Genomic DNA, 25,699 nt, shown 5'->3' with positions numbered 1-25,699 from the left:
TTTCCTGTCCTGCGGTCGGTCGCGTCCCATGGTCGGTGCGTTCCCGCGGCCGGGAGCGGTGCCGGAACGGCGTGGCGGCTACTTCGGCGGGTTGAGCTTCTTGAAGTACGTCCAACTGGTCTCGTTGGGCTCGCTCCACTCCTTCGGTGCGTGGGCGAACTTCGGCTGGTGGTCGGCGATGTACGCGCGGGTCCGCGCGGGGACCTCTTCGTACGAGGCGAGCTTGCGGCCCCGGCAGTGGAAGGTGAGACCGCCGGGCCGCTGACCGCGCGCCATCCAGGGCATCCACGGGGACATCCGCGTCCACGACATGGTCGCCGGGACGCTGGGCGCCGGACCCGCGAGGTCCGCGCGGTCGGCGAAGAACTGGAAGAGCTCCAGGGCCTTGTACGTGTCCCCGGCCGAGTGCAGCGGATACTGGGCCACCGGCAGGGGCGAGGGGTAGGACAGCGGGATCTCCAGGCTGAAGCAGACCTGGCCGCCGAGCTCCGTCGTCGGTATCGGGAAGGGACGCCACTTCTGGTTCGCCGGGTCGTTCCAGATGTGCACCACCGGCAGGTCCTGCCAGGTCTGCAGGATCTCGCGGGTGCCGGGGTCCAGGAAGAAGGCCGCCTCGCGGGTCAGCAGTTGATACGCGTCAGGACCGGCCTCGGCGTCCTCGACCAGGCGGGCGACGTTGAGCCCCTCGAAGCCGAACACGCGCCGGTAGGGCTCGTCGGGTGCCCAGGTGTACACGTCCCCGGACCACCAGTACGTGACCTCCTCGCCGTCGAGCGAGGCGCGGGTGCGGGCGAAGGAACGGAGCAGCTCTGCGGGAGTCGTCATACGGACCACTCTGCGCGGTCGCGCCCCGCCGGGCTCAGCCGGGGCGCGATCGGCCGGAAAGAGTCGGCAAGATCCGCACCACGCGGCGCACGCGCGGGGGTGCGCGCCCCACGCCGACGCCTGCCGCCCCGGCCGTCCGCGCATCCGCCCCCCGGCCGGTCCCGGGCCCGCTCCCGGGTCGATTTCGGGCCAAGGGTCCCGACTTTTCGGGCCGAGCCCCCCGACTCCATGAGAAGGTGACCTCTTTGACGCCGATCGTCGGCAGTTTGCTGATCCCCCTTGGGGTGGAAGGGTTCTGACCTGGGAGACTCAAGCGTTCACGGACCATACTGGTCGGGCCCCGATCACCCACAGAACGATTCCATGGCCAAAAACACCACCTCATCGACCACCGCCCCCGACACCGCGTGGCTGGGGCGCGGGCGCCACCTCGGGCCCGAGCCCGAGCAGGACGTCCGGCGCAACCTGATCGCCCTCAAGGCGGCCGGGGTGCTCGACGACTTCCTGGACCTCGAACCGGCCGAGGCCGCCCGCGCCACCGTGCTGCACCCCCGGGACGAGTCCGCCGACCCCGGCCCCCTCGCCCGCCGTCTCTTCGAGGCCCGCTGGCGCGTGGACGACGACGTCACGGTGCGCGCCCAGCTCACCACGTACGACCCGGAGAGCCGCCGCAAGGAAGGCGACGGGGTCACCTGGATCCTCGCCGCCGAGGCCGACCGGGCGTGGGACGCGCGCTGGCCCTCGCCCGCCACCATGTTCTGGCCCGACAGCGAGCAGGTCCCCTGGGACCACGACACGGTGCCCGACGTGCGGCTGCGGGCGGCGAACCACCTGCCGAAGGACGACGACGAGCTGCGCCGCCGGCTGCGGGACTGCACCCGGCAGAGCTGGTTCGTGCACGTCGTGGTGCACGAGGCGATGACGCCGGACACGGTCGGGCAGCAGCCGATCGCGACGTTCCTGCCGCCGGGCCTGCGGCACCGGGTGATCGAGCACCGGGGCACGCCCGAGCAGGCGCAGATCGCCGACTTCGCGATGAAGCGGGAGCTGGGCGTGCGGATGCCGCGCGGCGGCGCCGTCGTCCTCGCCATGGACCCGCCGAGCGCGGACTACGACGCGGACCGCTTCACGGTGCGCAGCGTCTTCCTCGACGGCTCGGAGCCGACCGAACTCCTGGAGAGGATCAAGGAGTTCGCCGCCCTGCCGCGACCGCTGCCCGCCGAGGCCGAGCGGGCCCTGACGCGGCTGCGCCAGGGCTGGCACCTGCTCACCCCGGACGAGGAGCTGACGCACGCCCAGGGCATGGTCACCAAGTACGCCGAGGCGCTCGACGCCATGACGAAGTCCCGTGACCTGTACCGCGAGGCGGCCGAGGCCGCACAGGCCGCGCTCGCCGAGGTGTCCGGCGGCGACGGCGCGGCCCTGCCGACCGCGGCCGCCAAGGCCGAAGGATCGCCGCTGAAGGCCCTCTCGAAGGCGTTCGGGCGCTTCCGGGACCCGAAGAAGTAAGGCCGGGGTCCCGGCGGCAGCCGGAGGTCAGGGCGCGTTCGCTCCCGTCAGGAGCGGTGAGTACGACGGCCTGACCGGCGGCAACGGCGGGTTGAGCGCCGCGTGTTCGGCCGCCCCGTGGACCACGCGGCCGCCCACCATCGTCAGGACCGACGCCATCTCCGGGATGCGCTCCGCGGGCACGGTGAGGTAGTCCTCGCGGAGCACGGCCAGGTCCGCGTACCGGCCGGGGGAGAGGGTGCCCTTGTCCCTGTCCTCGTCGGCGAGGGCGGCGCTGCCCTGGGTCAGCAGGCGCAGCGCGGTGATCCGGTCGAGCCGGTGCTCCGGCGGGTGCAGGACCTGCCCGCCGACGCTGCGCCCCGTCACCAGCCAGTGCAGCGCACGCCAGACGTTGTCGCTCGCCACGCGGGTCGCGTCGGTGCCGAGGCCCACGGGGATGCCCGCCCGCAGCATGCGGCGCACGGGCGGGGTGTGCGCGGTGGCCGCGGCACCGTAGCGCGCCATGAAGGTCTCGCCCTGGAAGGCCATGCGGTGCTGCACGGCGATCCTGCCGCCGAGGCGGGCCACGCGGTCGATGCTGCGGGCGCTGATCGTCTCGGCGTGGTCGAGGACGAACGGGACGTCCGGGCCGCCCCGCCCGTGCACGTCCTCGATGACGTCGAGGAACCTCTTGATCGACTCCTCGTACGTGGCGTGCAGCCGGAACGGCCAGCGCCGCTCGCCCAGGAAGGCGAGGACGCCGCGCAACTGGTCCTCCATCGTGTCGGGCAGCCGGGGCCGCGGCTCCTCGAAGTTCTCGAAGTCGGCGGCGGAGTAGGCGAGCATCTCCCCGGCGCCCAGCATGCGCAGCATCCCGTCCCCGTCGCCCGGGGACACCAGGTCCGCCATGCGCCGGAAGTCCGCGAGTTCGTCGCCGGGACGCTGCGTGAAGACGTGGTAGCCGATCCTCGCGGTGAGCTGTCCGGCGCCGTGCAGGCGGCCCACGACGTCGTAGTCGTCGGGGAACGTCTGGTGGCCGCCGCCCGCGTCCATGACACCGGTGACGCCCCGGGCGTTGAGGTGGCGCAGATAGTGCCGGGTCGACACCGACTGGTCCGCGGGGGACAGACCGGGCAGCCGGGCGAGGGTCGAGTACAGCAGGGTGGCGCTCGGCCTGGCGATCAGGAGCCCGGTCGGGTTGCCCGCCGCGTCGTGCTCGATCTGTGAACCGGGCGGCGCCGGGGTCGACTTGGTGAAGCCGAGGATCCGCAGCGCCGTGCGGTTCAGGAGGGCGCGGTCGTACAGGTGGAGCAGGAACACGGGCCGGTCGGGCACCGCCGCGTTCAGCTCGGCGAGCGTCGGCAGGCGGCCGTCCGCGAACTGGTGCCGGGTGAAGCCGCCGACCACCCGCACCCACTGGGGCGGCGGCGTGCGCTCGGCCTGGTGGCGGATCAGCCGCAGGGCCTCGGCGACCGACCGGACCCCGGCGAGCGACAGCTCCTGGGTGTAGCTGAGCCCCTGCCGGATGAGGTGGGTGTGCGAGTCGGTGAGCCCGGGGACGACGCGGCGCCCTCGCAGGTCGATCAGCCGGGTGTGGTCCCCGGCGAGGCGACGCATCGTGGGGTCGGGGCCCACGGCCAGGACTCTGTCTCCGCGTACGGCGAGGGCGGTGGTCTCGGGGTGGCGCGGGTCGAGCGTGGTGACACGGCCGTTGTGGAGGACCGTGTCGGCGACGGGGCGCGTGCCGCGGTCGCGGGCCGAGGCCGCGCCGGGCGCGAGGACCGGGACGGCGGCGGTGGCGGCGAGTGCGGCGAGGGTCTGCCTGCGGGTGGTGTGCGGGGTGTGCGGGGTGCGCGGCGTGGACGGGGTGCGCGAGGGTGTGGTGCGGGACGGGGCGGGTGACGGGTCGCGTGCCGGGGTCGGCGACGGGCCGGGGGACGGCGTGGATCCCACGTGGATACCTCCTGGGTTGCTGGGGTCGGGGGCCGGGGCGGTGCGCGCGGTCCCGGGTCGGGGTGCGGGGCGATGCGCGAGGCCCGGCACCGCGGTGCGGGGCGTTGGGCGCGGCCCTGTTCCGGGGTGCCGGGCGGTGGCGCGGGTCCCGGCGTCGACGTCAGCCAAACCCGGGGCCGCCGCCGCGAGCCATAACGCTTCCGTTCCTCACCGATGCACGATCGTGCGTGGTCAGAGGGCCTGCGCTAACCGGCCGCTAACCATCGTTGGGATCTGCTGGGCGTCGAAGGGCCGGGGCGGTGAGCGCCCCGACAGCAGAGAGGATCCGCCCGATGAAGCACACGTCCCGTCGTCGCGCACTGCCGGTCGCTTCGGCCGCCCTGGCCGTGGTGGCCGGGCTCGCCGTCACGGCGAGCGCGACGGCCGCCGTCCCCGCGCAGCCCGGGCCCCGCACCACCGCCCAGGACACCACCACCCACGACACCGCCGCCCAGGACGCGGCCGCACGCACCAGGGCCGCCCTCATCCACGCCCTCCCCGGCGACCAGGTGTTCCCCGAGAGCGTCGCCGTCGACCCCGCCACCGGACGCTTCTACGTCGGCTCGGTCAAGGACGGCACCCTCTACACGGGCCGCGTCGGCGCCCCCGGTGACCTCCGGGTCTTCTCGCCCGCCGGGGCGGACGGCCGCACCATCGCGACGGGCCTCGCCTTCGCCGACGGACGTCTCGTCGTCGCCGGCCGGCAGACCGGGCAGATCTTCGTGTACGACACCCGCACGGCGCGCCTGGTGAGCCGCCTCGACACCGGACTCCGCGCCGGGCAGACGTTCCTCAACGACGTCGCCCTCGCCCCCGACGGCAGCGCCTACGTCACCGACTCGGTCGCCCCCGTGCTCTGGCGGGCCGAGTCCCGGGGCACCGGCTACGTCCTGGAGAAGTTCATGGACTTCACGGGCACCGCCGTGCGGTACGTCTCCGCGCCCGGCGCCCCCGGCATCAACGTCAACGGCATCGCCGCCGACCCCTCGGGCCGCTACCTCGTGATCGGCAAGCGCAACGAGGACGCCCTGTACCGGGTGGACCTCAAGGAGCGCACGGTCGCCCCCGTTGCCATGCCGTCCGGCACCCTGAGCACCCCCGACGGCCTGGTGCTGCGCGGCCGCACCCTGTACGTCGTACAGAACCTGCCCGGCTCGGTGAAGAGCCTGGCCCTCGCCGCCGACCTCGGCTCGGCGCGCACCCTCAAGGACACGCCGCACCCGACGTTCGCGTTCCCGACCGGCGCCGCGGTCCACCGGGGGCGGCTGCTCGTCGTCAACTCGCAGTTCAACACCCTGGGCAGCCCGGCGGCCGTCAGCGGCACGACCCCGCCGAAGCTCCCGTTCTGGGTGTCCGAGCTGCGCGTACCGGCGCCGTGACCGACGTCCCGCCGCTCGGCGACGACCTGCCCCGGGTGCCGTGCCGCCCGGGGCGGGGGTGACACTGCACCATGCGCATACTCGTCGTGGAAGACGAATCCGACCTGGCCGAAGGCATCGCCGACGGCCTGCGCGGTGACGGTTACGCGGTCGACATCGCCCTGGACGGCGCCACCGCCCTGGACCAGCTCGCCCACACCCCGTACGACCTGGTGTGCCTGGACGTCCTGCTGCCCGACGTGCGCGGCGACGAGGTGTGCCGGCGCCTGAAGGCGGGCGGGGCGACGGCACCCTCGGCGCGGGTCGCCCCGCGGGTCCTGATGCTGACCGCCCTCGACGCGGTCGGCAGCCGGATCCACGGCCTGGACTCCGGGGCGGACGACTACCTGGTCAAGCCCTTCGACTTCGACGAGCTCGCCGCCCGGATCCGGGCCCTGCTGCGCCGGGACGGCGGCCGCTCCGGCGCCGTCCTCAGCTGCGGGGACCTGGTTCTCGACACGGCGGGCGGCGAGGCGTGGCGCGACGGCAGGCCGCTCGGGCTCAGCCGCAAGGAGTTCGCGCTCCTGCGGTACTTCATGACCCACCCGGACCGCGCGATCCCGGCCGAGGAACTCATCGAGCACGTGTGGGACGCCCACCTCGACCCGTTCAGCCAGATCGTCAAGGTCGCCGTGCTCGGGCTGCGGCGCAAGCTCGCCGCGGACGGCGCGCCCCAGCCCCTCGTCACCGTCCGCGGGCTCGGCTACCTCCTCAGGAGCACCCCATGACACCGGCTCCGCCGCGGCGGCTGCACTCGGCCCGCAACCGGCTCGCGTTCGTCTACTCGTCGGTCGTCCTCGGCCTCGCCGCCGTCCTCGTGACCGCGCTGTACTTCATCTGCGGGGCGGCGCTCACCCGGCGCTCCCTCTCCGACGAGGTGGCCCGCACCGGGGGTGTCGTCACCGGCGGCCACTTCGCCCGGGTCGACGCGGACCCGGCCTCGCTCGTGCCGTTCGAGGCCGCCGCCAACCGCGCCACCCTGTCGACGCTGCGGGAACTGCTCGCCTGGAGCCTGCTCGGGCTCTTCCTGGTGAGCGTGTTCGTGGGACGGCTCATCGCGGGGCGGGTGCTCGCGCCGGTCGACCGGCTGATCTCCACCACGCGCCAGATCCAGGCCACCGACCTCACCCGCCGCATCCGGCACAAGGGCGCCGACGACGAGCTGAAGCGGCTCGCCGACACGATCGACGACATGCTCGACCGGCTCGACACGGCGTTCACGTCCCAGCAGCGGTTCGTGGCCGACGCCAGCCACGAACTGCGCACACCCCTGGCGATCGTGCGCACCAACCTGGACGTCGCCGTCCGCGACCTGCCGTCCGGCGCGCCCGCCCGCCGCCCCCTCGAACGCGTCGACCGCGCGACGCAGCGCATGACGGCGCTGGTCAACGACCTGCTCGCGCTGGCACGCTGGGAGTCGCGGCACCAGGGCCACCAGCCCGTCGACGTCGCCGCCCTCAACCGGCAGATACGCGAGGAGAGCCGCGCCCTCGCCCCGCCCGGCACCGGCGTCACCCTCACCGGATCCGACGACGGCACGACCCTGCCGGTCCTCGGCGACCCGCTCGCCCTCCAGCGCGCCATCGGCAACCTCGTGGACAACGCCCTGCGGTACGCGGACCCCGGCACCGCCGTGCGCCTGACCGGCACCGAGGCCGACGGGCAGGTCCGCGTCACCGTCCACAACGAAGGCCCCGCCATCCCCGCGGCGGACCAGAAGCACCTCTTCGACCGCTTCTGGCGCGGCGAGCGGCGCGCCGACCGGCCGGGCTCCGGCCTGGGCCTCGCGATCGTGCAGGGGGTGGTGAGTGCCCACGGCGGCACGGTCACCGTCCGCTCGGAGCCCGGGACGGGGACGGCGTTCACGATCACGCTGCCGGGGGCCGACGGTGCGCAGAGCCTGCCGAGCGCGCAGAGTCCACCGAGCGCGCAGAGCCCGCCGAGTCCGCCCGGTGTGACGAGTCCGCCCGGCTCGCCCGGTCCACCGAGCCCGCCGGGTCGCCCAAGTCCCGCTGTCCGCAAGGGCGTTCCCGAAGGGACGCCCCGGCCATGACCCACCGGGCGGACCTCGGCACCCTGCGCAGCTTCCTCGCCGTCTACCGGTCCGGCGGTGTCGCCAAGGCGGCCGGCACCCTGGGCCTCTCGCAGCCTGCCGTGTCGCGGCACGTCAAGGCGCTGGAACGGCTCGCGGGCCGGGCCCTCTTCGAGCGCTCGGGGCGAGGGATCGCGCCCACCGAGGACGCGCATCTGCTCGCCCACCGGATCGCCGGGCACCTGGACGCGCTCGACGGGGCGCTCGACGTCATGGCTCCGGGCGCCGCCGACGACAGCGCCACGCCGGTGCTCCTGGGCGCGCCCGCCGACCTCCTCGAGGCACACGTGCTGCCCCGTCTGGCCCCGCTCCTGGCCACCGGGGCCCGCAGGATCCACTGCCGCATCGGGCTCTCGCCCGAGCTGACCGAAGGCCTTCTCCAGGACGAGCTCGACCTCGCCGTGGTGACGAAGATCGAGGGCGCGCCCACCCGAAGCCTGTACCTGCGCCACCTCTGCGACGAGGAGTTCGTCCTGATCGGCCGCCCCGGCGACCCTCCCTACGGCGGCCCGCGCGACGCCCGCCCCTTCGTCGGCTACTCCCGCGCGATGCCCATGGCCCGGCGCTACTTCCGCTCCTGCTGGGACACGCTCCCGCCGGAACCGGCCCTCACCGTCGCCGACATGCGCGCGGCCGTCGCCGCGATCCGTGCGGGCGCGGGGCTCGGCGTCGTCCCCCGCTATCTGGCCCGGGCGGGCCTGGACGCGGGGGACCTCGCGATCCTGCACGCCCCCGAGCGCGCCGTCGGCAACGCGATCTATCTGGCGGCCCGGCGCGGCAGGGAGCGGCTGCCGCGCGTCCAGGCGGTGTTCGAGCGGCTCTGTCAGGCGGTGCCGGCCCAGACGGCGGGGGCGCGGGCGGACCAGGGGGCGGCGCCCTCGAGCTGGGACGCGAGCCGGAACAGGAGGTCCTCGCGGCCGTAGGCGGCGGCGAACTGCAGGCCTATGGGCAGGCCCGTGGCGGGGTCGGACGCCAGGGGGACGGACATGGCGGGGGTCCCGGCGACGTTGAAGGCCACGGTGAAGGGGGAGCGGTCGAAGAGCCGGTCGATCCAGCCCGGGCCGTCCAGGTCCTCGACGCCCTCGGCGAACACGCCCAGGCGCGGCGGGAGTTCGGGCAGGGTCGGGGTGAGCAGCACGTCGTACCTCTCGAAGCGGCGGCCGACGGCGCGGGCGACGGTGTTGCGGACGCCGAGCGCGCCGACGAAGTCCGCGCCGGAGACCCGGCGGCCCCACGTGTGGGCGGCGAGCGTCTCGGGCTGGAGGGTGGACAGGTCGACGGGCCGGTCGAGGGCGGCGGCCAGGGCGTCTAGCCAGGGGACCAGGTTGGCCGTCCAGAGGCGGGCGTTGGCCAGGACGAACTCCTCCCGGCTCACGCCGGCGTCCAGGGTGGCCTCCTCGACGTGGTGGCCGAGCGAGGTGAGGAGTTCCGCGGTGCGGGACACGGCGTCGAGGACGGGGGCCGCGGTGCGGCGGGGGCCGTCGCCCTGGGTGAGGACGCCCACGCGGAGGCGGCCCGGGGCGCGGGTGATCTCCTCGGTGTAGGGGCGCTCCGGCTCCGCGGCGAAGTACGGGTCACCGCTCTCCGGGCCCCGGACCGCGTCGAGGAGCGCCGCGCTGTCGCGCACCGTGCGGCTGACGCAGCCCTGTACGGCAAGGCCGCTGAAGATCTCGTCGACGTCGGGGCCCATGGACACCCGGCCGCGGGTCGGCTTCAGGCCGAACAAGCCGGTGCTCGCGGCCGGGATGCGGATGGAGCCCGCCGCGTCCGTGCCGTGTGCGACCGGCACGATGCCCGCGGCGACGGCGGCCGCCGAGCCGCCGCTGGAGCCGCCCGTCGAGCGGTCGAGGTCCCAGGGGTTGCGGGTCGGCCCGTACAGGACGGCCTCGGTGGTGATGCCGTAGGCGAACTCCGGGGTCGTGGTCCGGCCGAAGGTCGCGAGGCCTGCCGCGCGGAAGCGCCGCATCAGGTACGAGTCCGAGGCGGCGACGTTGCCCTCGGCGAGGCGGCTGCCCAGCTCCGTCCGCTTCCCGGCCATGGTGACGCCGATGTCCTTGAGCAGGAAGGGCACTCCGGCCAGCGGCGCCCCCTCGGCGGATGCCTCGCCCCCCTCGGCGGGCCAGGTCTCCACCACCGCGTTGAGCAGCGGGTTGACGGCGGCCACCGCCTCCAGCGCGACGCCCTCCAGCTCGGCGCCGGTCACCTCGCCGCGGGCGACCAACTCCGCGAGTCCGACGGCGTCATGCGTCACGTACTCCGACAGCTTCATGGGAACCCCTCCGACCTGTGAAACCGATGGGTCCCGTGCGGTACCGATCGGTATCATCTGGGACTGCTCGGTACCGTAACATGGCGGTGGCGCGGCCTGGACGGCCGGAAGCGGCGCGGGAGGACGGGACATGACGGACACGGTGCGGCCGGGTCGGGCGGAGCGGGTGGCCAAGCTGCCGCCCCGCGAGCGCATCCTCGACGCGGCCGAGGAGCTGTTCCACTCCGAGGGGATCCGGGGCGTCGGCGTGCAGGCCGTCGCGGACCGGGCCGGGACCACGAAGGCCGCCCTGTACCGGCACTTCGGCACCAAGGACGCGCTGGTGGCGGAGTGGCTGCTCATCGTCGCCGCCGAGTACGCCGACGCCTTCGACCGCATCGAGGAGCGGTGGCCGGACGACCCCCGGGCGCAGATCAGGGGCGTGGCCGCGTTCGTCGCCGACGGCCTGTCCGCGATCTCGCACCGCGGCTGCCCCTTCGTCAACTCCCTGGCCGAGCTGCCCGACGCGTCCCACCCGGCGCGCCAGGTGATCGAGGCGCACAAGGCACGCCAGCTGCGCCGCCTCACCGCCATGTGCGTCGCGGCCGGCCTCACCGACCCCGAAGGCGCCGCCGCGGAGATCACCTTCGCGCTGGAGGGGGCGCAGGTCAGCGTGCAGAACGGAACCGTGGAGCGGGTGGGCGAGCGGGTGCTGGCGTTCGTCGACGCGGTGATCGCCTGGCACGGGGGCTGAGGGGGCTGAGGGGGCGGCGGCCCCGACCTCGCCCTGGACTCCCGCGACCCCGGCGGCGGCCGATGCGGGATGTCATGGTCCGTCACCGGGGGCGGGGGGTGGTCCGGTGACTCCGGCCGCCGCGCTCGCCCCGGCTCCGGAGTCCGGTCGGGACGAGGAGGAACGCGGCGCGGCCCGCTCACTGATGCGCGGATCGGGGCTGCTCGTCCTCGTCGGCGTACTGCTGCTGCTCGTCGTCCTCAGCGCCTGGATCGGCACCAAGGACACCAGCCTCGGACAGGTCTGGTCGGCGCTGTGGCACGACGACGGGTCGTACGCCACCGACGTCGTCCGCGAACTGCGCCTGCCCCGCACCCTGGTGGGCCTCATGGTCGGCGCCGCCCTGGGCGTCGCGGGCGCGGTGATGCAGGCCACCACCCGCAACCCGCTCGCCGACCCCGGCCTGCTCGGGGTGAACGCCGGGGCGTCCGCCGCGGTCGTCTTCGGCATCGGCGTGGTCGGGCTCAGCAGCTTCACGTCGCTGGTGTGGTTCGCCTTCCTGGGCGCCGCGGTCGCCACCGTGCTCGTCTACGTCCTCGGGGCGTCCTGCCGGGCCGGACCGACACCGGTGCGGCTCGCCCTGGCCGGAGCCGCGCTCCAACTCGTCGGCCTGGTCCGCGCCGCCCTGGTCGACCCGGCGGTGCTCGTCCTGGACGAGGCCACCGCCGACATCGACCCGGACACGGCGCACCGCCTGGAGACCGCCATCGACACGCTCCGCGCGGACCGCACGCTGATCGTCATAGCCCACCGCGAGTCGACCATCAAGCGACTGCCCCGGGTGGTCCACCTGGACGAGGGGTCGGTGCTGGTGCGGTCGTCGTGACAGGGCCGGGTGGCGGGGCCCGTCAACTCACCGCCGTGCGGAGCGAGTTGACGCACCCGTCACCCACCCCCTCACGCCCCCATCGGTCCGCATGCTGGACGGATTCCGCGAATTTTCCCCTCAGTTTGGTCTAGACCTTGACAGGTCCAGACCATTTTCGCTTGAGTCGCGGCACCCCCGATGGCGGCGCGGGAGACGGCTTCCGCCCTGCCCGTAAGGAGAGTTGGCATGATCAGACGCATCACCAGCTTCATGGCCGCGGTGGCCACGATCGGCGCGTTGATCGTCCTGGGTCCGGGCGCCGCCACGGCGTCCGCCGCCGAGTGCGCCGCGCCGTGGAACTCCTCGTCCGTGTACACGGGCGGCAAGTCGGCCTCGTACAACGGGCGCAACTGGACCGCCAAGTGGTGGACCCAGAACGAGACCCCGGGCCGCGCCGACGTGTGGGCGGACCAGGGCGCCTGTGGCGGTGGGACGGACCCGGGCAACCCCGACCCGTCCGGCTTCATCGTCAGCGAGACGCAGTTCAACAAGATGTTCCCGAACCGGAATCCCTTCTACACGTACAAGGGTCTGACCGACGCGCTCGGCGCCTACCCGGGCTTCACGAAGACCGGCAGCGAGACCGTCCGCAAGCAGGAGGCGGCGGCGTTCCTCGCCAACGTCAACCACGAGACCGGCGGTCTCGTGCACATCGTCGAGCAGAACCAGGCGAACTACCCGCACTACTGCGACAAGACCCAGCCCTACGGCTGTCCCGCCGGGCAGGCCGCCTACTACGGCCGCGGCCCCATCCAGCTGAGCTGGAACTTCAACTACAAGGCCGCGGGCGACGCCCTCGGCATCGACCTCCTGAACAACCCGTACCTGGTGGAGCAGAACCCGGCCATCGCCTGGAAGACCGGCCTCTGGTACTGGAACACCCAGAACGGCCCCGGCACCATGACCGCGCACGACGCCATGGTCAACGGCGCCGGATTCGGCGAGACCATCCGCTCCATCAACGGCGCCCTGGAGTGCAACGGCGGCAACCCCGCCCAGGTCCAGAGCCGCATCGACAAGTACAAGGCCTTCACGTCGATCCTCGGCACGACGCCGGGCTCCAACCTGAGCTGCTGACCCCCGGCCGCGCGATCCGTCCCCGCGCGCGGCCCTCGCCGGGCGGGCCCGACCCCACGGGCCCGCCCGGCGTTCGTCTCCGGCGCTCAGGCGCCCGGGCCTGCGCCGACGTCCCGCACGCAGCGGAAGCCGGTGTGGCCGCCCCCGCCGTCGACGGCGTCAGCGGTGCGGGCGGCGACCCGGTAGCGGTCGCAGTACGAGTCGTGGCACATGTGGGAGCCGCCGCGGACGACCTTGACGGTGCCCGTGGGCGGGCCCTGGGGGTTGAGGGCGGGGCGCGCGGTGGCGTGGTCGGTGGACCACCAGTCGGCGCACCACTCCCAGACGTTGCCCGCCATGTTGTACAGCCCGAAGCCGTTCGGCGCGAAGGCGTCGACCGGGGCGGTGCCGCGGTAGCCGTCGGCGGCGGTGTTCTTCGTGGGGAAGGTGCCGCGCCAGATGTTGCAGCGGTACTCCCCGCCCGGGTCCAGCTCGTCGCCCCAGGGATAGCGCCGCTGCTCCAGGCCGCCCCGGGCCGCGTACTCCCACTCGGCCTCGGTCGGCAGCCGCTTGCCCGCCCACCGCGCGTACGCCCGCGCGTCGTTCCACGACGTGTGCACCACCGGGTGGTCGCCGCGCCCCTCGGCCGAACTGCCGGGACCCTCCGGCGCACGCCAGCTCGCGCCCGCCACTCCGCACCACCACGGCGTGTGCTCGGGCCGCGGCGAGACGCGCCGCAGCTCGCCGCGGAGGAAGCCCGCGAAGACGTACGACCAGCCGATCCGCTCGGCGTCGGTCACATACCCCGTCGCCGCGGCGAAGGCCGCGAAGTCGTCATGGCTCACGGCACACGCGTCGATCAGGAACGCGTCCACACGCACCGGCCGCACCGGCCCCTCACCGTCCTCGGGGAACCCCTCGGCGTCCTCTGCCCCCATCAGGAACTCGCCTCCCGGCAAGGTGACCATGCGGTCGTCACCTGGGGCGGTCACGGACGGGGCGGTGTCGGCGGGGGCGGGCATGGAGAGGGCGGGCGGCGGGGCGGCGGCAGCGCGGAGTGCGGCGGCACCCCGCGGGGCGCAGCATCTGGGGGGCTGCGGCTCTGGGGCAGGCATGGAGTCCTCCTACAGCGGTGGTGATCCCCAGTGTGGTCGTGCGGAATCCTGGTGAGTCGGCCGGACTCCGATCGGCCGGACTCCATCGGCCGGACTCGGGTTGGCCAGGGGAGGGGCGGGACCGGCGCGCGTACGAGGGTCAGCTCCACGCCTCTCGTTCCTCGCCGTGGGGGTCGTCGACCTGGGTCCACTCGGCGGCGACGCGCATCGTGGCCCTGCGCCCGCCGTCGTACGGGTCCCAGCCCGGGTCGCCGGTCGTGGCGAACCGGATCCAGGTCGCGTGCACGCGGGCGGCGAGGTCCGCGGGCGGCTCGTCCGGGCCGAGCAGGGCGGCCGGGCCGCGCAGCCGGGGGAGGTGCGCGAGGTCGAAGACGAAGGGCAGCTCGACCGCGTGGGCGGCGCCGAGCCGCCCGTCCAGGGCGTGCGAGCGCCAGGCGAACTCGTAGCTGTACGTGGCCGGCCCGGGGTGGGCGGCGTGCGCGTCGGCGAGGGCCCGGGTGCCCGCGCCGAACAGCGCGTCGGCCATGACGGCGGACCGCAACTCGGCGGGGGACGCATCGGGGCGTGCCTTCCGGTACGTCTCGACGAGTCGCGCCGGGTCGTGGTGCGCGCGTGCCGCCGCCTCGTGGACGTCCTCGGCGGTCGAGGTGGCGTATGTGCCGAAGGGGACCAGGTAGAGGTTTCCCTCCTCGGCGTTGGTCCCGATCAGGAGGTCCACGTCGCCGCCGAGGCCGGCGGCGACGGATACGGCGGGCTGGGTGTCGAGGACCAGGCTGAAGGGGCTGAGTCCGATGAGCGGGTCGCGGTGCGTCGCGGTCCGCAGGTCGATGCCGCCGAGGTGGGTGGCGGCCTCGACCAGACGCTCGTCGGAGATGCCCGCGAAGGCGTCGACATGGGGCTCGGCGCCCAGACGCCGGGCGGCTTCTTCGGTGACGCGGGCGGCCTGCTCGGTGGTGAACGCCCCGAGGCCGCTGCCGCTCTGGACGATCGCCCGCCGGAGGAGACCCTTGGCCTCGGGGGCGGCGAGGACGCCGCCGACGAGGGTCGCCCCGGCCGACTGCCCGAAGAGGGTGACCCGGCGCGGGTCGCCGCCGAACGCGGCGATGTTCTCCTGGACCCAGCGCAGCGCGGCGACGACATCGAGCAGCCCGCGGTTCGCGGGCGCACCGGGGAGGTCGAGGAACCCGGCGACGCCGAGGCGGTAGTTGAGGGTGACGAGGACGACGCCGTCGCGGGCGAAGGCGGCACCGTCGTACAGCGCGGACCGCGTCGACCCGGCGACGAATCCGCCGCCGTGGACGAACACCATGACGGGCAGGTCACCGCCGCCGACGGCGGGCGTCCAGACGTTGACCGTGAGGTGGTCCTCGCCGCGGCTCCAGCCGGTGCCGAAGTAGGGCGACATGTCCACGGCGCCGAGTTCGCGCGCGGACTGCGGCGCGGTGGGCCCCGGAGCGGTGGCGTCCCGCACGCCGTCCCAGGGCTCGTGCGGCCGGGGCGGCGCGAACCGGGCGGCGCCGCGGGGAGGGGCGGCGTAGGGGATGCTGAGGAAAGCGGTGACGCCGTCCTGGCGCAGGCCGCGGACGGACCCTTGCGCCGTGGTCGCCACGGGGTCGGGGTGGTGGTTCACGGGGGTGCCTCTCCGGCTCTCAGGACTGCTCGGCGTACGGGGTGAGGGGAGCCCAGCCCTTGATGGCGAACTTGTCGGCGTCGCGCGTCACTTCGGCGGCGCCGTGGCCGCCCAGGTGCGCGGGGATCACGAGGGCGTTGTGGTCGGCCGCCCAGCCGAGGACCTTCCTGCGGGTGGCGCGGGCGCCCGCGGGGTCCTCGCAGAAGCAGCTGTTGCCATCCGGCTCCACGACCTGCGCGGGGCTGTGCAGCATGTCGCCCACGAAGACCGCCCGGTCCGTCCCGGAGCTGAGGGTGAGGACGGAGGAGCCGGGGGTGTGCCCGGGAGCCGCGTCCAGTCGCAGGCCGGCGTCGATCCGGTGGGAGTTCTCCCACAGCAGCGTCTGACCGGCCTCGTGCACCGGGGCCACGCTGTCCTCGAAGACGTTCTGGTTGCCGCGGCCGAGCACCGTCTTGTGGCCGTTCACGGGATTCCAGAAGTCGAAGTCGTCCTTCGGCATCAGATAAGTGGCGTTGGGGAAAGTGGGCACCCAGCGCCGCCCTTCCAGGCGGGTGTTCCAGCCCACATGATCGATGTGGAGATGCGTGTTGATCACGACGTCCACGTCCTCGGGCTCGACACCGGCCCGGGCGAGATTCGCCAGGAAGTCGGTGTCGAGGCGGCTCCAGACCGGTGCGTACGGGCGCTCCTTGTGATTTCCCACCCCGGTGTCGACAAGGATGGTCCTGCCCTCGCTGCGCAGCAGCCAGGTCTGGATCGCGGAACGCACGACATCGGTGCCGGTGTCCAGGAAATGCGGGGCCAGCCAGGAAGCGCCGTCGTCCCACACTCCCTTCGGGATGTCCGGGAAGAAGGTCGCGGGCGCCATGTCGACGGAGCCGAAGTATTCCCGTACCCGGGTGATGGTGACGTCGCCGAGCGTGATTGTTTCCATGCGGAATCCTTGGGAGTTCGGGGGATTTCCCGAACCGTACGACCGGCCTCGGCGCGCGCGGTATGCGTCAGGTGACTGCACCTGGGCGCCGTGCCCGCACCCGCGCACACGGCCCGTCCCCACCCGGTGCGGCGACTTGTAGCCTGGGTGGGCAAGGCAGGGGGACTCCTGTCGGGAAGCCACCATTCCTGGAGACTCCGTGGACGAGCACACAGGCAGCCTCGGCGCGGACACGGGACGGGATCCGGATCCGGGGGAGCCGTTCCTCGGCCGGGACGCGGAGTTGGCGCGCCTCTTCCGCGCGGTGGACCCGGCGTCGGCCGACCCGGTGCTGATGCTGGTCGGCGACGCGGGCACGGGCAAGAGCGCGCTCCTCGACCGCGCGGTGCGGCGGGCCGAGGCGGGCGGCGCCCGCGTCCTGCGCGCCGAGGGGAGCGAGGCGGAGTCGAGCCTCGCGTACGCCGCGCTGCACCAGTTGCTGCGGCCGGTCGCGGCCGAGGTGGACGCACTGCCTGAGCGACAGCGCGCGGCGCTTCACACCGCATTCGGTACGGGGCCGGAGACGTACGCCCCCTCCGGCACAGGTCCGGAGACGTACCCCCGACTCCGTGCGGGCCATGACACGGCCGCCCCCGACCTCATGCTGATCGGAGTCGCCGTCCTGAGCCTGCTGTCCACCCTCGGCGACCACCACCCCGTGCTCGTGGTCCTCGACGACGCGCAGTGGTGCGACCGTGCCTCCCTGGACGCCCTGTCCTTCGCCGCCAGACGGCTCGAAGGCGAACCGGTCACGATGCTGATCGGAGCCCGCGCCGACGATCACCTGCCGGGATTCGACCGCCGCCTGCCGACGCTCGCCCTGGGACCGCTCGACACCACCGCGGCGGCCCGGCTCCTCGACCTCCAGCCGCAGCGCCCCACCGGCCGCACCAGGCAACGGATCCTCGACCAGGCGGGCGGCAACCCGCTGGCGCTGGTGGAACTCACGAGGGCGGCCACCGCACCCTCCGCCACCGCACTCCACGCCACGGCATCGTCCGCCACCGCGCCCGACGCCACCGGGGTGCCGCCCGCAGGCCCGCTCCCGCTCACCGCGCACCTGGAGCGGATCTTCGCCGCCCGCCTGACCGGCCTCCCCGCCGCCACCACCCGGGCCCTGCTGCTCCTGGCCGCCATGGACAGCGTCGACTCCGCGCCCGCCGTCCTGGCCGGGCTGCCGCGCGCCGACGACGAGGCCTGGCCGCCCGCCGAGCAGGCCGGGCTCGTCCGGCGGACGGGCCGGGACATCCGGTTCCGGCACCCGCTGGTCCGGTCCGCCGTCTATCACGCCGCGTCCCCGGACGCCCGGCGCGAGGCTCACCTCGGGCTCGCCGGGATGCTGCACGACGCGCCGGACCGGCGAGCCTGGCATCGGGCCGCCGCCTGCCCGGGCCCCGACGCGGCCGTGTCGGCGGACCTGGAGCGGACCGCCGCACGGGCCCTCCGACGCGGCGGCCACGCGGCGGCGGCCAAGGCCCTCGAGCGCGCGGCGGACCTCGCGCCACGCCGCGAGGACAGCGCCCGACTGCTCGTCGAAGCGGCCTCGGCGGCCGTGTTCACCGGAGACATCACCTGGGTCGAGCACCTGACCGCCGGGGCACGCGCCCGCACGGACGACGCGGCGCTCCTGACCGCCGCCGCCGTGCAGGCCGGACGCCTCGCGGTCCTGACCGCCCGGCACGCCGTGGTGTTCTCCCGACTGGCCGACGCGGCCGAGCAGTTGACGCCCGCACGGCCCGCCGCCGCACTGGACCTCCTGTCCGGCGCCGCCGTGGTCTCCTTCTACTCCGGGGACGACGCCCAGCGTCACCGCGTCCAGGACCTCCTGCGGAGCCTTCCCGACGACGCCTCGCTCACGGACGTCCGCGCCTGGGTGAAGGCCGTGTCGGACCCCGTCGCGTTCCGGGCCGAACTGCTGCGCCGGCTCCCGCAGTCGGCCGCAGACGCACGGACCCGGCCCGAGCGGCTCACCACCGTCGGGATCATGGCGTGGCTCCTGGACGAGACCCCGCGGGCCGTCCGGGCGTTCGACGAGGCCTTCGACCGCTGGGAGACCCAAGGAGCGCTGCCGGAGGGCCTTGGCGGCGCCGTCGCCTGGGCCTATGTGGAACGCGGACGGTGGGACCAGGCCCGCGAGGCCTGCGCCCGCACCACCGCGGTCGGCCGCGCCGCCGGCCTCGACCACGCCGTGGCCTGCGCGGCCGCCGTCGACGCGACGGTCCTCGCGTTCCAGGGCGACACGGCGGCGGCCCGCGCCCGTGCCGAGGAGGCGCTCGCCCTGGTCGACCCGCTGGAGAGCCGCTCGGTCGCCGTCTACGCCCGGCGCGCTCTCGGTGCCGCTGCGGCCGCCGCGGGTGCCCATGAGGCCGCGTACGACCAACTCCGCATGGTCTTCACGGCAGTCGGCGCGCCCGTCCACCACCACGCCTCCTACCCGGCCCTCGCGGACCTGGCCGCCGCCGCGGTGCGCTGCGGCCGCCGCGCGGAGGCCACCGCGATCGTCGAGCGCGCGGCACACGCCCTGGCGGACAACGCGTCGCCCCGGCTGCGGGCCCTGATCAGCCGGGCCCGTGGCCTCCTGGCGGATCCCGAGGACCCCGAGGACGCAGAGGCGCACTTCAGGGCGGCCCTGGCGGACCCGGAACGGGAGCAGTGGCCCTTCGAGCACGCCCAGACCCTCCTCGACCTCGCCGAGTGGCTGCGGCGCCGGCGGCGCGTCGCGGAGGCGCGCGGTCCGCTCACCGCGGCCCTGGAGACCTTCCGCCGCCTGGGGGCCCGCCCGTGGACCGAGCGCGCCCGCGCCGAGTCGCGCGCCGCGGGCCTCGACGTCACGGACCCGACCCCCGACGCGCTGGCCGAACTCTCTCCGCAGCAGCGGCAGATCGTCCGGCTCGCCGCCCGCGGGCTGACCAACCGCGAGATCGGCGAGCAGCTGTTCCTCTCCCCGCGCACGGTCGGCTCGCACCTCTACCGCAGCTTCCCCAAACTGGGCGTCACCGCCCGCACCCAGCTCCGCGACCTCGTCGAGGGCCCCCTCACGGCGGTCGGTCACGACGGGTAGGGGCAGCCCGCGGCGGCCCGGACGCACCAGGAGGCAGGCCTGGACACGCCACGCGGTCCGCCCGATCTAGGCTCCTCGTATGAAAGCCCCCGCCCCACCCGCACGCCGCATCGCCCTGGCCGCCACCACTCTCCTCGCTGTCGCCGCCGTCGCCCTCGGCACCGTCCTGACCAGCGGCGACGACGCGGACAGCGGAGGCCGCGACGCTGCGGACGGCGGGCTCAGCGCCGAACAGCGCCGCCGGGCGGACCAACTCGTGAGCGTCTTCGAGAACGGCACCACCAAGATCCAGTACGGGTACGCGGAGAACCTCGACGACGGCCGTGGCGTCACCGCGGGCCGGGCGGGCTTCACCACCGACGACGGCGACGCCCTCGAAGTGGTGCGCGCCTACACCGAGAAGAAGCCGGACAACCCGCTCGCCCGCTTCCTCCCGGCGCTCAAGCGCCTGGCCGACGGCGGCGGGGCCGACGGGGGTGACAAGGCCGACGGGGGTGACTCCGACGGCTCCCGCCCCCGCCCGCTGTCCGACGCCGACTACATCGCCGCGTGGAAGCGCTCCGCCGCCGACCCCGTCTTCCGCGAGGTGCAGGACGCCCAGGTCGACGACCGCTACTTCGCCCCCGCCCTGCGGGCCGCCGACAAGGCCGGGCTCAGGAGTCCGCTGGCCGTCGCCGAGCTGTACGACGCCTCGATCCAGCACGGCAACGGCTCCGACGGCGACGGGCTGCCCGCGCTGGTCCGGCGGACGACGGCGAAGGCCGGCACCCCCGCCGAAGCGGGTGAGAAGGCGTGGCTGGACGCGTTCTTCGACGTACGCGTCCATGATCTGACCCACCCCGTGAACGCCGACACGGCCGACGAGTGGCGCACGTCCGTCGACCGTGTCGAAGCGGTGCGGCGGCTCGCCGGGAGCGGCCACCAGGACCTGGACGGCCCGTTCACCGTCACCGCCTTCGGCAGCCGCTACTCCATCCGCTGACCGGGTGTTCCCGAGACCAGCGAGGCGATGTGCGCCAGGGTGTCCGGGTCGGTGCGCGGAGGCTCCCACCACACCAGATGCGCCGCCGCCGAGGCCGCCGGTTCGAGGATCTCCCACGCCTCGGCGATCAGCCCGTCGTCGAACCGCCAGATGTCGACGCCCGTGATCTCGGCGCCGGTGCCGGGGTGGTGGCGCCGGGAGTGCATCACGACGTGGTCGCCGTCGGCCAGCAGGTGCAGGACGTCGACCCGCATGTCGCCGAGCGGCGACGCGCGGACGGCGGCGAGCCACTCCGCCTTCGTACGGGAGGTCGCGTCCGGCCGGTGATGGACGAAGTCGTCGCTCAGCACCTTGCCGAGTGCGTCGACGTCGCCCGTGCCGACCAGCTCGGCCAGTGCCTGCTGGACGACGAGCTTGTGGTCGGCGTTCTGCTTGCCCGTGTTCTGCGTGCTCGTACTCTGCGTGCTCGTACTCTGCGTGGTCATGGGCCGCAGTGTCGCCACCGCCGCGCGGCCTGTCGATGAACTCCGATGTCATGGCGGGCGGCGGCACCGGGACGTAGCCTCGGTGATCGTGGACACGGTGGGGGAGCTCCTGCGGCAGTGGCGGCGGCGTCGGCAGCTGAGCCAGCTCGATCTGGCGCTCGCCGCCGACGTCTCGGCCCGGCACGTCAGCCTCGTCGAGACCGGCAAGTCCCGCCCGAGCGCCGACATGGTCCTCCGGCTCGCGGACCAGCTCGACGTGCCGCTGCGCGAGCGCAACCGGCTGCTGCTCGCCGCCGGGTTCGCGCCCCGGTACAGCGAGCGGCCGCTCGGCGACGGCGCGCTGGTGGCGGCGCGGGACGCGGTCGAGCGGGTGCTGCGCGCGCACGAGCCGTACCCGGCCCTCGTCTTCGACCGCCGGTGGAACATCGTGCTGACCAACCGCGCCGTCGACCCGTTCTTCGCGGGCATCGCCCCCGAACTGCTGCGCCCGCCCGTCAACTTGCTCCGCCTCGGCCTCGACCCGCGCGGGCTCGCTCAGTACGTCGTCAACCAGGCCGACGTACGCGCGGTGTTCCGCACCCGCGTCACCCGTCAGCTCGCCGCCGCCCCCGACGCCGAACTCACCGCGCTCTACGAGGAGTTGTTCGCCCCCGACGCCGAGGACACGGGATCGCACGCGGAATCCGACGTCCTGATCCCGATGGTCATCCGCTTCGACGGCCGCGAACTGCGGCTCTTCTCGACCATCACCACGTTCGGCACGCCCATGGACATCACCCTGGACGAGGTCGCGATCGAGTCGTACTACCCGGCGGACGCGGAGAGCGCCGCCTACTTCACGGAGCCACGGGACGGGAACTAGGACCGGGACACCGCTCGGCGGCGCACGGTGCGCAGCGGTTCCGGGCCCGGGTTCCGGCCGGGGGCCGAGGGGCGCGGGAGGCACCCGATGGAAGGTCGAACTTGCGTCGGGTTAGCATATGAGCGCCGCCTAGCTCGAAAGATACTCCTGTGACTGTCAATGACGACTCGTTCACCAATTGGAAGAACCGCGAGGAGATCGCGGAGTCGATGATCCCGATCATCGGGAAGCTGCACCGCGAGCGGGACGTCACCGTCCTGCTGCACAGCCGCTCCTTGGTGAACAAGTCGGTGGTCAGCATCCTCAAGACGCACCGGTTCGCCCGGCAGATCGCCGGCGAGGAGCTCTCGGTCACCGAGACCCTGCCGTTCCTGCAGGCCCTCACCGCGCTCGACCTCGGCCCTTCGCAGATCGACATCGGCATGCTGGCCGAGACGTACCGGGCCGACGACCGCGGTCTGACGGTCGCGGAGTTCACCGCTGAGGCCGTCGCCGGTGCCACCGGCGCCAACAAGATCGAGTGCCGCGAGGGCCGCGACGTCGTCCTGTACGGCTTCGGCCGCATCGGCCGCCTCGTCGCCCGGCTGCTCATCGAGAAGGCCGGCTCCGGCAACGGCCTGCGGCTGCGCGCCATCGTGGTTCGGCGGGGCGGCGATCAGGACATCGTGAAGCGCGCCTCGCTGCTGCGCCGCGACTCCATCCACGGCCAGTTCCAGGGCACGATCACCGTCGACGAGGCGAACAGCACGATCATCGCCAACGGCAACGAGATCAAGGTGATCTACGCGGGCGACCCCTCGGAGGTCGACTACACGGCGTACGGCATCAAGGACGCCATCCTCATCGACAACACCGGAAAGTGGCGCGACCGCGAGGGCCTCTCGCAGCACCTGCGCCCCGGCATCGACAAGGTCGTCCTGACCGCCCCCGGCAAGGGCGACGTGCCCAACATCGTGCACGGCGTCAACCACGACATGATCAAGCCGGACGAGCGGATCCTGTCCTGCGCGTCCTGCACGACCAACGCGATCGTCCCGCCGCTGAAGGCGATGGCGGACGAGTACGGCGTCCTGCGCGGCCACGTGGAGACCATCCACTCGTTCACCAACGACCAGAACCTCCTGGACAACTACCACAAGGCGGACCGCCGCGGCCGCTCCGCGCCGCTGAACATGGTCATCACCGAGACCGGCGCCGCGTCGGCCGTCGCCAAGGCGCTGCCCGACCTGAAGGCGCCGATCACCGGCAGCTCCATCCGTGTCCCGGTGCCGGACGTCTCGATCGCGATCCTCAGCCTGACGCTGGGCCGCGAGGCCACCCGCGACGAGGTCCTCGACCACCTCCGCGAGGTCTCGCTGACCTCCCCGCTGCGCCGCCAGATCGACTTCACCAGCGCCCCCGACGCGGTCTCGAACGACTTCATCGGCTCGCGCCACGCGTCGATCGTCGACGCAGGTGCCACCAAGGTCGACGGCGACAGCGCGATCCTCTACCTCTGGTACGACAACGAGTTCGGCTACTCGTGCCAGGTGATCCGGGTCGTGCAGTACGTCTCCGGGGTGGAGTACCCGACGTACCCGGCCGTGGCGGTCTGAGTCCGCGGCAGCATGTGAGCGTCCGGAGTCCCGGGCGGAGGGAAGGCGCGAGCCGCCCCTCCGCCCGGGACTTTTTTGCGGGGCCGTTCGGGGTGGTGCTTTGGTACTTGCCTAAAGATATTAGGCATGTGCATAATTCATTTCGTTGAAAGGAGCGAGCGTCATGGTGCGCGCAGGGTTGACCGTGGCACGGCTGACACAGGCCGGGGCCGAACTGGCCGACGAGGTCGGCTTCGAGCAGGTGACCGTCTCGGCGGTCGCCCGGCGGTTCGACGTCAAGGTCGCGAGCCTGTACTCGCACCTGAAGAACTCCCACGACCTGAAGACCAGGATCGCCCTGCTCGCCCTGGAGGAACTGGCCGACCGCGGCGCCACCGCGCTCGCCGGACGCGCCGGCAAGGACGCCCTGACCGCCTTCGCCGACGTCTACCGCGACTACGCGCACGAGCACCCCGGCCGCTACACCGCGGCCCGCTTCCGGCTCGACCCGGAAGCGGCCGCCACCAGTGCCGGAGCGAGGCACGCCCAGATGATGCGCGCGATCCTGCGCGGGTACGACCTGACCGAGCCGGACCAGACGCACGCCGTCCGGCTCCTCGGCAGCGTCTTCCACGGCTACGTCAGCCTGGAGGCCGCCGGCGCCTTCAGCCACAGCGCCCCCGGCACCGAGGAGTCCTGGTCCCGGATTGTGGACGCCCTCGACGCGCTGCTGCGGACCTGGCCCGCGCCCGCGCCCTGACCCTTCCGGGGCCCGGGAGTCCAAGGCCCTGCCCGGTCCGCGCCCCGACTGCTCGGGACGCCCCCGGCACCCCTGCCGCCGCCCCACCCGACTCGACCAACAGGCTGAGACATCATGACCACCCCGCACACCCCGCCCACGTCCATCCCCACGTCCACCCCCATAGCGACCCCCATATCCACTCCCATCACCGCCGACCTCCTCCGCGGCGCCCTCGACCTGGAGCGCACCGCGCACGGCGTCCTCCCGCACCGGCTGCCCGCCCGGGCCCGCGCCCAGAACACCGACGGACAGCTCGCCATGGCCGAGTCCCAGCCCGCCGGGGTCCGCCTCGTCCTGCGCACCCGCGCCACCGCCGTCGAGCTGGACACGCTGCCCACCAAGCGCGTCTACGCCGGCGCGCCGCCCCGCCCGGACGGCGTGTACGACCTCCTGGTCGACGGCCGCCTCACCCGGCAGGCCAGTGCGACCGGCGGCAACACCCTGACCATCGACATGACGGCCGGGAGCGCCGAGCACCGGCCGGGCGCCGTCGGCACCCTGCGTTTCACCGGGCTGCCGGAGCGCCTGAAGGACGTCGAGATCTGGCTGCCGCACAACGAGACCACCGAGCTGGTCGCGCTGCGCACCGACGCCCCCGTCGAGCCCGTGCCGGACCGAGGCCGCAAGGTCTGGCTGCACCACGGCAGTTCGATCAGCCACGGCTCCGACGCCGCGAGCCCCACCACGACCTGGCCCGCGCTCGCCGCCTCCCTCGGCGGCGTGGACCTGATCAACCTGGGCTTCGGCGGCGGCGCCCTGCTCGACCCGTTCACCGCCCGCGCCCTGCGCGACACCCCCACCGACCTGATCAGCGTCAAGATCGGCATCAACGTGGTCAACGCCGACCTGATGCGCCTGCGCGCCTTCGGCCCGGCCGTCCACGGCTTCCTCGACACCGTCCGCGAGGGGCACCCCACCACCCCGCTCCTCGTGGTCTCGCCGATCCTGTGCCCCATCCACGAGGACACCCCCGGCCCGAGCGCCCCGGACTTCGCCGGCATGAGCGAGGGGCGGCTGCGCTTCCTCGCGGTGGGCGACCCGGCGGAACGCGCGAGCGGGAAGCTGACCCTCGGCGACATCCGCGACGAGCTGGCCCGGATCGTGGAGCGGCGCGCGGCCGACGACCCGCACCTGTCCTACCTCGACGGACGCGACCTCTACGGAGAGGCCGACTACGCCGAACTGCCGCTGCCCGACGAACTGCACCCGGACGCCGCGACCCACCGTCGCATCGGCGAACGCTTCGCGGACCGCGCCTTCGCGGCCACCGGGCCCTTCGGGACGGGCGGTTGAGACCGGACCCGACCGTTTCTGTCGGGTCCGGTGTCATGGCGGACCGCCCTGGCGAAGTCTCCCGGGCGCGGGCGGCGCCGCCGCTAGCGTGGGCGGGCAGGGGCCAGGTGTGCGGATCACGGAGGCCGGGCCCGTGGATTGC

The 25,699-nt window shown here is 73.8% G+C and carries 21 protein-coding genes; 14 read left to right on the top strand and 7 right to left on the bottom strand.

Going from position 1 to position 25,699, the window contains the following annotated elements:
* Positions 1 to 78: 78 nt before the first annotated feature.
* Entirely contained in the window at positions 79 to 825 is a 747-nt protein-coding gene (locus AB6L24_RS03810) for a DUF1838 family protein (protein WP_405652076.1), read from the bottom strand.
* Positions 826 to 1,188: 363 nt separating this feature from the next.
* Here AB6L24_RS03810 and AB6L24_RS03805 point away from each other — a divergent pair, with 363 nt between their 5' ends.
* Positions 1,189 to 2,334, top strand: a complete 1,146-nt coding sequence (locus tag AB6L24_RS03805) for a hypothetical protein (RefSeq protein WP_405652074.1) — start codon at positions 1,189 to 1,191, stop codon at positions 2,332 to 2,334.
* A gap of 27 nt (positions 2,335 to 2,361) precedes the next feature.
* Here the strand turns inward: AB6L24_RS03805 and AB6L24_RS03800 are convergent, their stop codons facing one another.
* Positions 2,362 to 4,266, bottom strand: coding sequence for an amidohydrolase (locus tag AB6L24_RS03800; RefSeq protein ID WP_405652071.1), 1,905 nt, complete (start codon positions 4,264 to 4,266; stop codon positions 2,362 to 2,364).
* Positions 4,267 to 4,598: 332 nt separating this feature from the next.
* On the opposite strand from AB6L24_RS03800, the gene AB6L24_RS03795 reads away from it, so the two are divergent.
* The 4 genes from AB6L24_RS03795 (at position 4,599) to AB6L24_RS03780 (ending at position 8,738) form a co-directional block, all read left to right on the top strand.
* Positions 4,599 to 5,684, top strand: coding sequence for an SMP-30/gluconolactonase/LRE family protein (locus AB6L24_RS03795; protein ID WP_405652068.1), 1,086 nt, complete (start codon positions 4,599 to 4,601; stop codon positions 5,682 to 5,684).
* Between the two features lie 71 nt (positions 5,685 to 5,755).
* Complete coding sequence (locus AB6L24_RS03790) at positions 5,756 to 6,451, top strand: response regulator transcription factor (protein ID WP_405652066.1); 696 nt, start codon at positions 5,756 to 5,758, stop codon at positions 6,449 to 6,451.
* Positions 6,448 to 7,776, top strand: coding sequence for a sensor histidine kinase (locus tag AB6L24_RS03785; RefSeq protein WP_405652064.1), 1,329 nt, complete (start codon positions 6,448 to 6,450; stop codon positions 7,774 to 7,776). Before AB6L24_RS03790 ends, AB6L24_RS03785 begins: the two co-directional genes overlap by 4 nt.
* The gene (locus tag AB6L24_RS03780; protein ID WP_405652062.1) at positions 7,773 to 8,738 is read left to right on the top strand and encodes a LysR family transcriptional regulator; all 966 of its coding nucleotides are present in this window, start codon (positions 7,773 to 7,775) and stop codon (positions 8,736 to 8,738) included. The genes AB6L24_RS03785 and AB6L24_RS03780 overlap by 4 nt, the downstream gene beginning before the upstream one ends.
* Here the strand turns inward: AB6L24_RS03780 and AB6L24_RS03775 are convergent.
* Positions 8,639 to 10,084: an amidase gene (locus tag AB6L24_RS03775; RefSeq protein ID WP_405652060.1), complete on the bottom strand. Its 1,446-nt coding sequence runs from the start codon at positions 10,082 to 10,084 to the stop codon at positions 8,639 to 8,641. The two genes, AB6L24_RS03780 and AB6L24_RS03775, sit on opposite strands and share 100 nt — an antisense overlap.
* Positions 10,085 to 10,214: 130 nt before the next feature.
* Here AB6L24_RS03775 and AB6L24_RS03770 point away from each other — a divergent pair, with 130 nt between their 5' ends.
* From AB6L24_RS03770 to AB6L24_RS03760, 3 genes are all read left to right on the top strand, one after another.
* Entirely contained in the window at positions 10,215 to 10,817 is a 603-nt protein-coding gene (locus AB6L24_RS03770; RefSeq protein WP_405652058.1) for a TetR/AcrR family transcriptional regulator, read from the top strand.
* A gap of 106 nt (positions 10,818 to 10,923) precedes the next feature.
* A complete protein-coding gene (locus AB6L24_RS03765; RefSeq protein WP_405652056.1) occupies positions 10,924 to 11,682 on the top strand; it encodes an iron chelate uptake ABC transporter family permease subunit in 759 nt (252 codons plus the stop codon).
* Positions 11,683 to 11,934: 252 nt separating this feature from the next.
* Positions 11,935 to 12,801 carry a glycoside hydrolase family 19 protein gene (locus AB6L24_RS03760; RefSeq protein ID WP_380845003.1) on the top strand — a complete coding sequence of 289 codons (867 nt, stop codon included), beginning with the start codon at positions 11,935 to 11,937 and terminating at the stop codon, positions 12,799 to 12,801.
* 86 nt (positions 12,802 to 12,887) lie between these two features.
* On the opposite strand, the gene AB6L24_RS03755 is transcribed toward AB6L24_RS03760, so the two are convergent.
* The 3 genes from AB6L24_RS03755 to AB6L24_RS03745 form a co-directional block, all read right to left on the bottom strand.
* The gene (locus AB6L24_RS03755) at positions 12,888 to 13,895 is read right to left on the bottom strand and encodes a formylglycine-generating enzyme family protein (protein ID WP_405652054.1); all 1,008 of its coding nucleotides are present in this window, start codon (positions 13,893 to 13,895) and stop codon (positions 12,888 to 12,890) included.
* A gap of 139 nt (positions 13,896 to 14,034) precedes the next feature.
* The gene (locus AB6L24_RS03750; protein WP_405652052.1) at positions 14,035 to 15,525 is read right to left on the bottom strand and encodes a carboxylesterase/lipase family protein; all 1,491 of its coding nucleotides are present in this window, start codon (positions 15,523 to 15,525) and stop codon (positions 14,035 to 14,037) included.
* Between the two features lie 19 nt (positions 15,526 to 15,544).
* Positions 15,545 to 16,459, bottom strand: a complete 915-nt coding sequence (locus AB6L24_RS03745; protein ID WP_405652050.1) for an MBL fold metallo-hydrolase — start codon at positions 16,457 to 16,459, stop codon at positions 15,545 to 15,547.
* Between the two features lie 199 nt (positions 16,460 to 16,658).
* Between AB6L24_RS03745 and AB6L24_RS03740 the strand changes: the two genes are divergently transcribed.
* Complete coding sequence (locus AB6L24_RS03740; RefSeq protein WP_405652048.1) at positions 16,659 to 19,559, top strand: AAA family ATPase; 2,901 nt, start codon at positions 16,659 to 16,661, stop codon at positions 19,557 to 19,559.
* Positions 19,560 to 19,638: 79 nt separating this feature from the next.
* Positions 19,639 to 20,541 carry a chitosanase gene (locus AB6L24_RS03735; RefSeq protein WP_405652046.1) on the top strand — a complete coding sequence of 301 codons (903 nt, stop codon included), beginning with the start codon at positions 19,639 to 19,641 and terminating at the stop codon, positions 20,539 to 20,541.
* On the opposite strand, the gene AB6L24_RS03730 is transcribed toward AB6L24_RS03735, so the two are convergent.
* Complete coding sequence (locus tag AB6L24_RS03730) at positions 20,526 to 21,026, bottom strand: nuclear transport factor 2 family protein (RefSeq protein ID WP_405652044.1); 501 nt, start codon at positions 21,024 to 21,026, stop codon at positions 20,526 to 20,528. The two genes, AB6L24_RS03735 and AB6L24_RS03730, sit on opposite strands and share 16 nt — an antisense overlap.
* A gap of 88 nt (positions 21,027 to 21,114) precedes the next feature.
* Here AB6L24_RS03730 and AB6L24_RS03725 point away from each other — a divergent pair, with 88 nt between their 5' ends.
* From AB6L24_RS03725 to AB6L24_RS03710, 4 genes are all read left to right on the top strand, one after another.
* A complete protein-coding gene (locus AB6L24_RS03725) occupies positions 21,115 to 21,888 on the top strand; it encodes a helix-turn-helix transcriptional regulator (protein WP_405657026.1) in 774 nt (257 codons plus the stop codon).
* Positions 21,889 to 22,037: 149 nt separating this feature from the next.
* Positions 22,038 to 23,483: a glyceraldehyde-3-phosphate dehydrogenase gene (locus AB6L24_RS03720; protein ID WP_031192370.1), complete on the top strand. Its 1,446-nt coding sequence runs from the start codon at positions 22,038 to 22,040 to the stop codon at positions 23,481 to 23,483.
* Between the two features lie 163 nt (positions 23,484 to 23,646).
* Positions 23,647 to 24,222: a TetR/AcrR family transcriptional regulator gene (locus AB6L24_RS03715; RefSeq protein WP_405652041.1), complete on the top strand. Its 576-nt coding sequence runs from the start codon at positions 23,647 to 23,649 to the stop codon at positions 24,220 to 24,222.
* Between the two features lie 114 nt (positions 24,223 to 24,336).
* Positions 24,337 to 25,557 (top strand): GDSL-type esterase/lipase family protein, encoded by a 1,221-nt coding sequence (locus AB6L24_RS03710; protein WP_405652039.1) that lies wholly within the window; start codon positions 24,337 to 24,339, stop codon positions 25,555 to 25,557.
* The last annotated feature ends 142 nt before the right edge of the window (positions 25,558 to 25,699 follow it).

This window comes from Streptomyces sp. RK9 (assembly GCF_045070545.1).
Taxonomy (GTDB): domain Bacteria; phylum Actinomycetota; class Actinomycetes; order Streptomycetales; family Streptomycetaceae; genus Streptomyces; species Streptomyces alboflavus.
This window is presented reverse-complemented; position numbering and strand designations above follow the sequence as displayed.

Bases quoted from the DNA above. Each gene is read 5' to 3' on its own strand.
- AB6L24_RS03810 (WP_405652076.1), bottom strand. From the start codon at position 825: ATGACGACTCCCGCAGAGCTGCTCCGTTCCTTCGCCCGCACCCGCGCC.
- AB6L24_RS03805 (WP_405652074.1), top strand. From the start codon at position 1,189: ATGGCCAAAAACACCACCTCATCGACCACCGCCCCCGACACCGCGTGG.
- AB6L24_RS03795 (WP_405652068.1), top strand. From the start codon at position 4,599: ATGAAGCACACGTCCCGTCGTCGCGCACTGCCGGTCGCTTCGGCCGCC.
- AB6L24_RS03790 (WP_405652066.1), top strand. From the start codon at position 5,756: ATGCGCATACTCGTCGTGGAAGACGAATCCGACCTGGCCGAAGGCATC.
- AB6L24_RS03785 (WP_405652064.1), top strand. From the start codon at position 6,448: ATGACACCGGCTCCGCCGCGGCGGCTGCACTCGGCCCGCAACCGGCTC.
- AB6L24_RS03780 (WP_405652062.1), top strand. From the start codon at position 7,773: ATGACCCACCGGGCGGACCTCGGCACCCTGCGCAGCTTCCTCGCCGTC.
- AB6L24_RS03775 (WP_405652060.1), bottom strand. From the start codon at position 10,084: ATGAAGCTGTCGGAGTACGTGACGCATGACGCCGTCGGACTCGCGGAG.
- AB6L24_RS03770 (WP_405652058.1), top strand. From the start codon at position 10,215: ATGACGGACACGGTGCGGCCGGGTCGGGCGGAGCGGGTGGCCAAGCTG.
- AB6L24_RS03760 (WP_380845003.1), top strand. From the start codon at position 11,935: ATGGCCGCGGTGGCCACGATCGGCGCGTTGATCGTCCTGGGTCCGGGC.
- AB6L24_RS03755 (WP_405652054.1), bottom strand. From the start codon at position 13,895: ATGCCTGCCCCAGAGCCGCAGCCCCCCAGATGCTGCGCCCCGCGGGGT.
- AB6L24_RS03745 (WP_405652050.1), bottom strand. From the start codon at position 16,459: ATGGAAACAATCACGCTCGGCGACGTCACCATCACCCGGGTACGGGAA.
- AB6L24_RS03735 (WP_405652046.1), top strand. From the start codon at position 19,639: ATGAAAGCCCCCGCCCCACCCGCACGCCGCATCGCCCTGGCCGCCACC.
- AB6L24_RS03730 (WP_405652044.1), bottom strand. From the start codon at position 21,026: ATGACCACGCAGAGTACGAGCACGCAGAGTACGAGCACGCAGAACACG.
- AB6L24_RS03715 (WP_405652041.1), top strand. From the start codon at position 23,647: ATGGTGCGCGCAGGGTTGACCGTGGCACGGCTGACACAGGCCGGGGCC.
- AB6L24_RS03710 (WP_405652039.1), top strand. From the start codon at position 24,337: ATGACCACCCCGCACACCCCGCCCACGTCCATCCCCACGTCCACCCCC.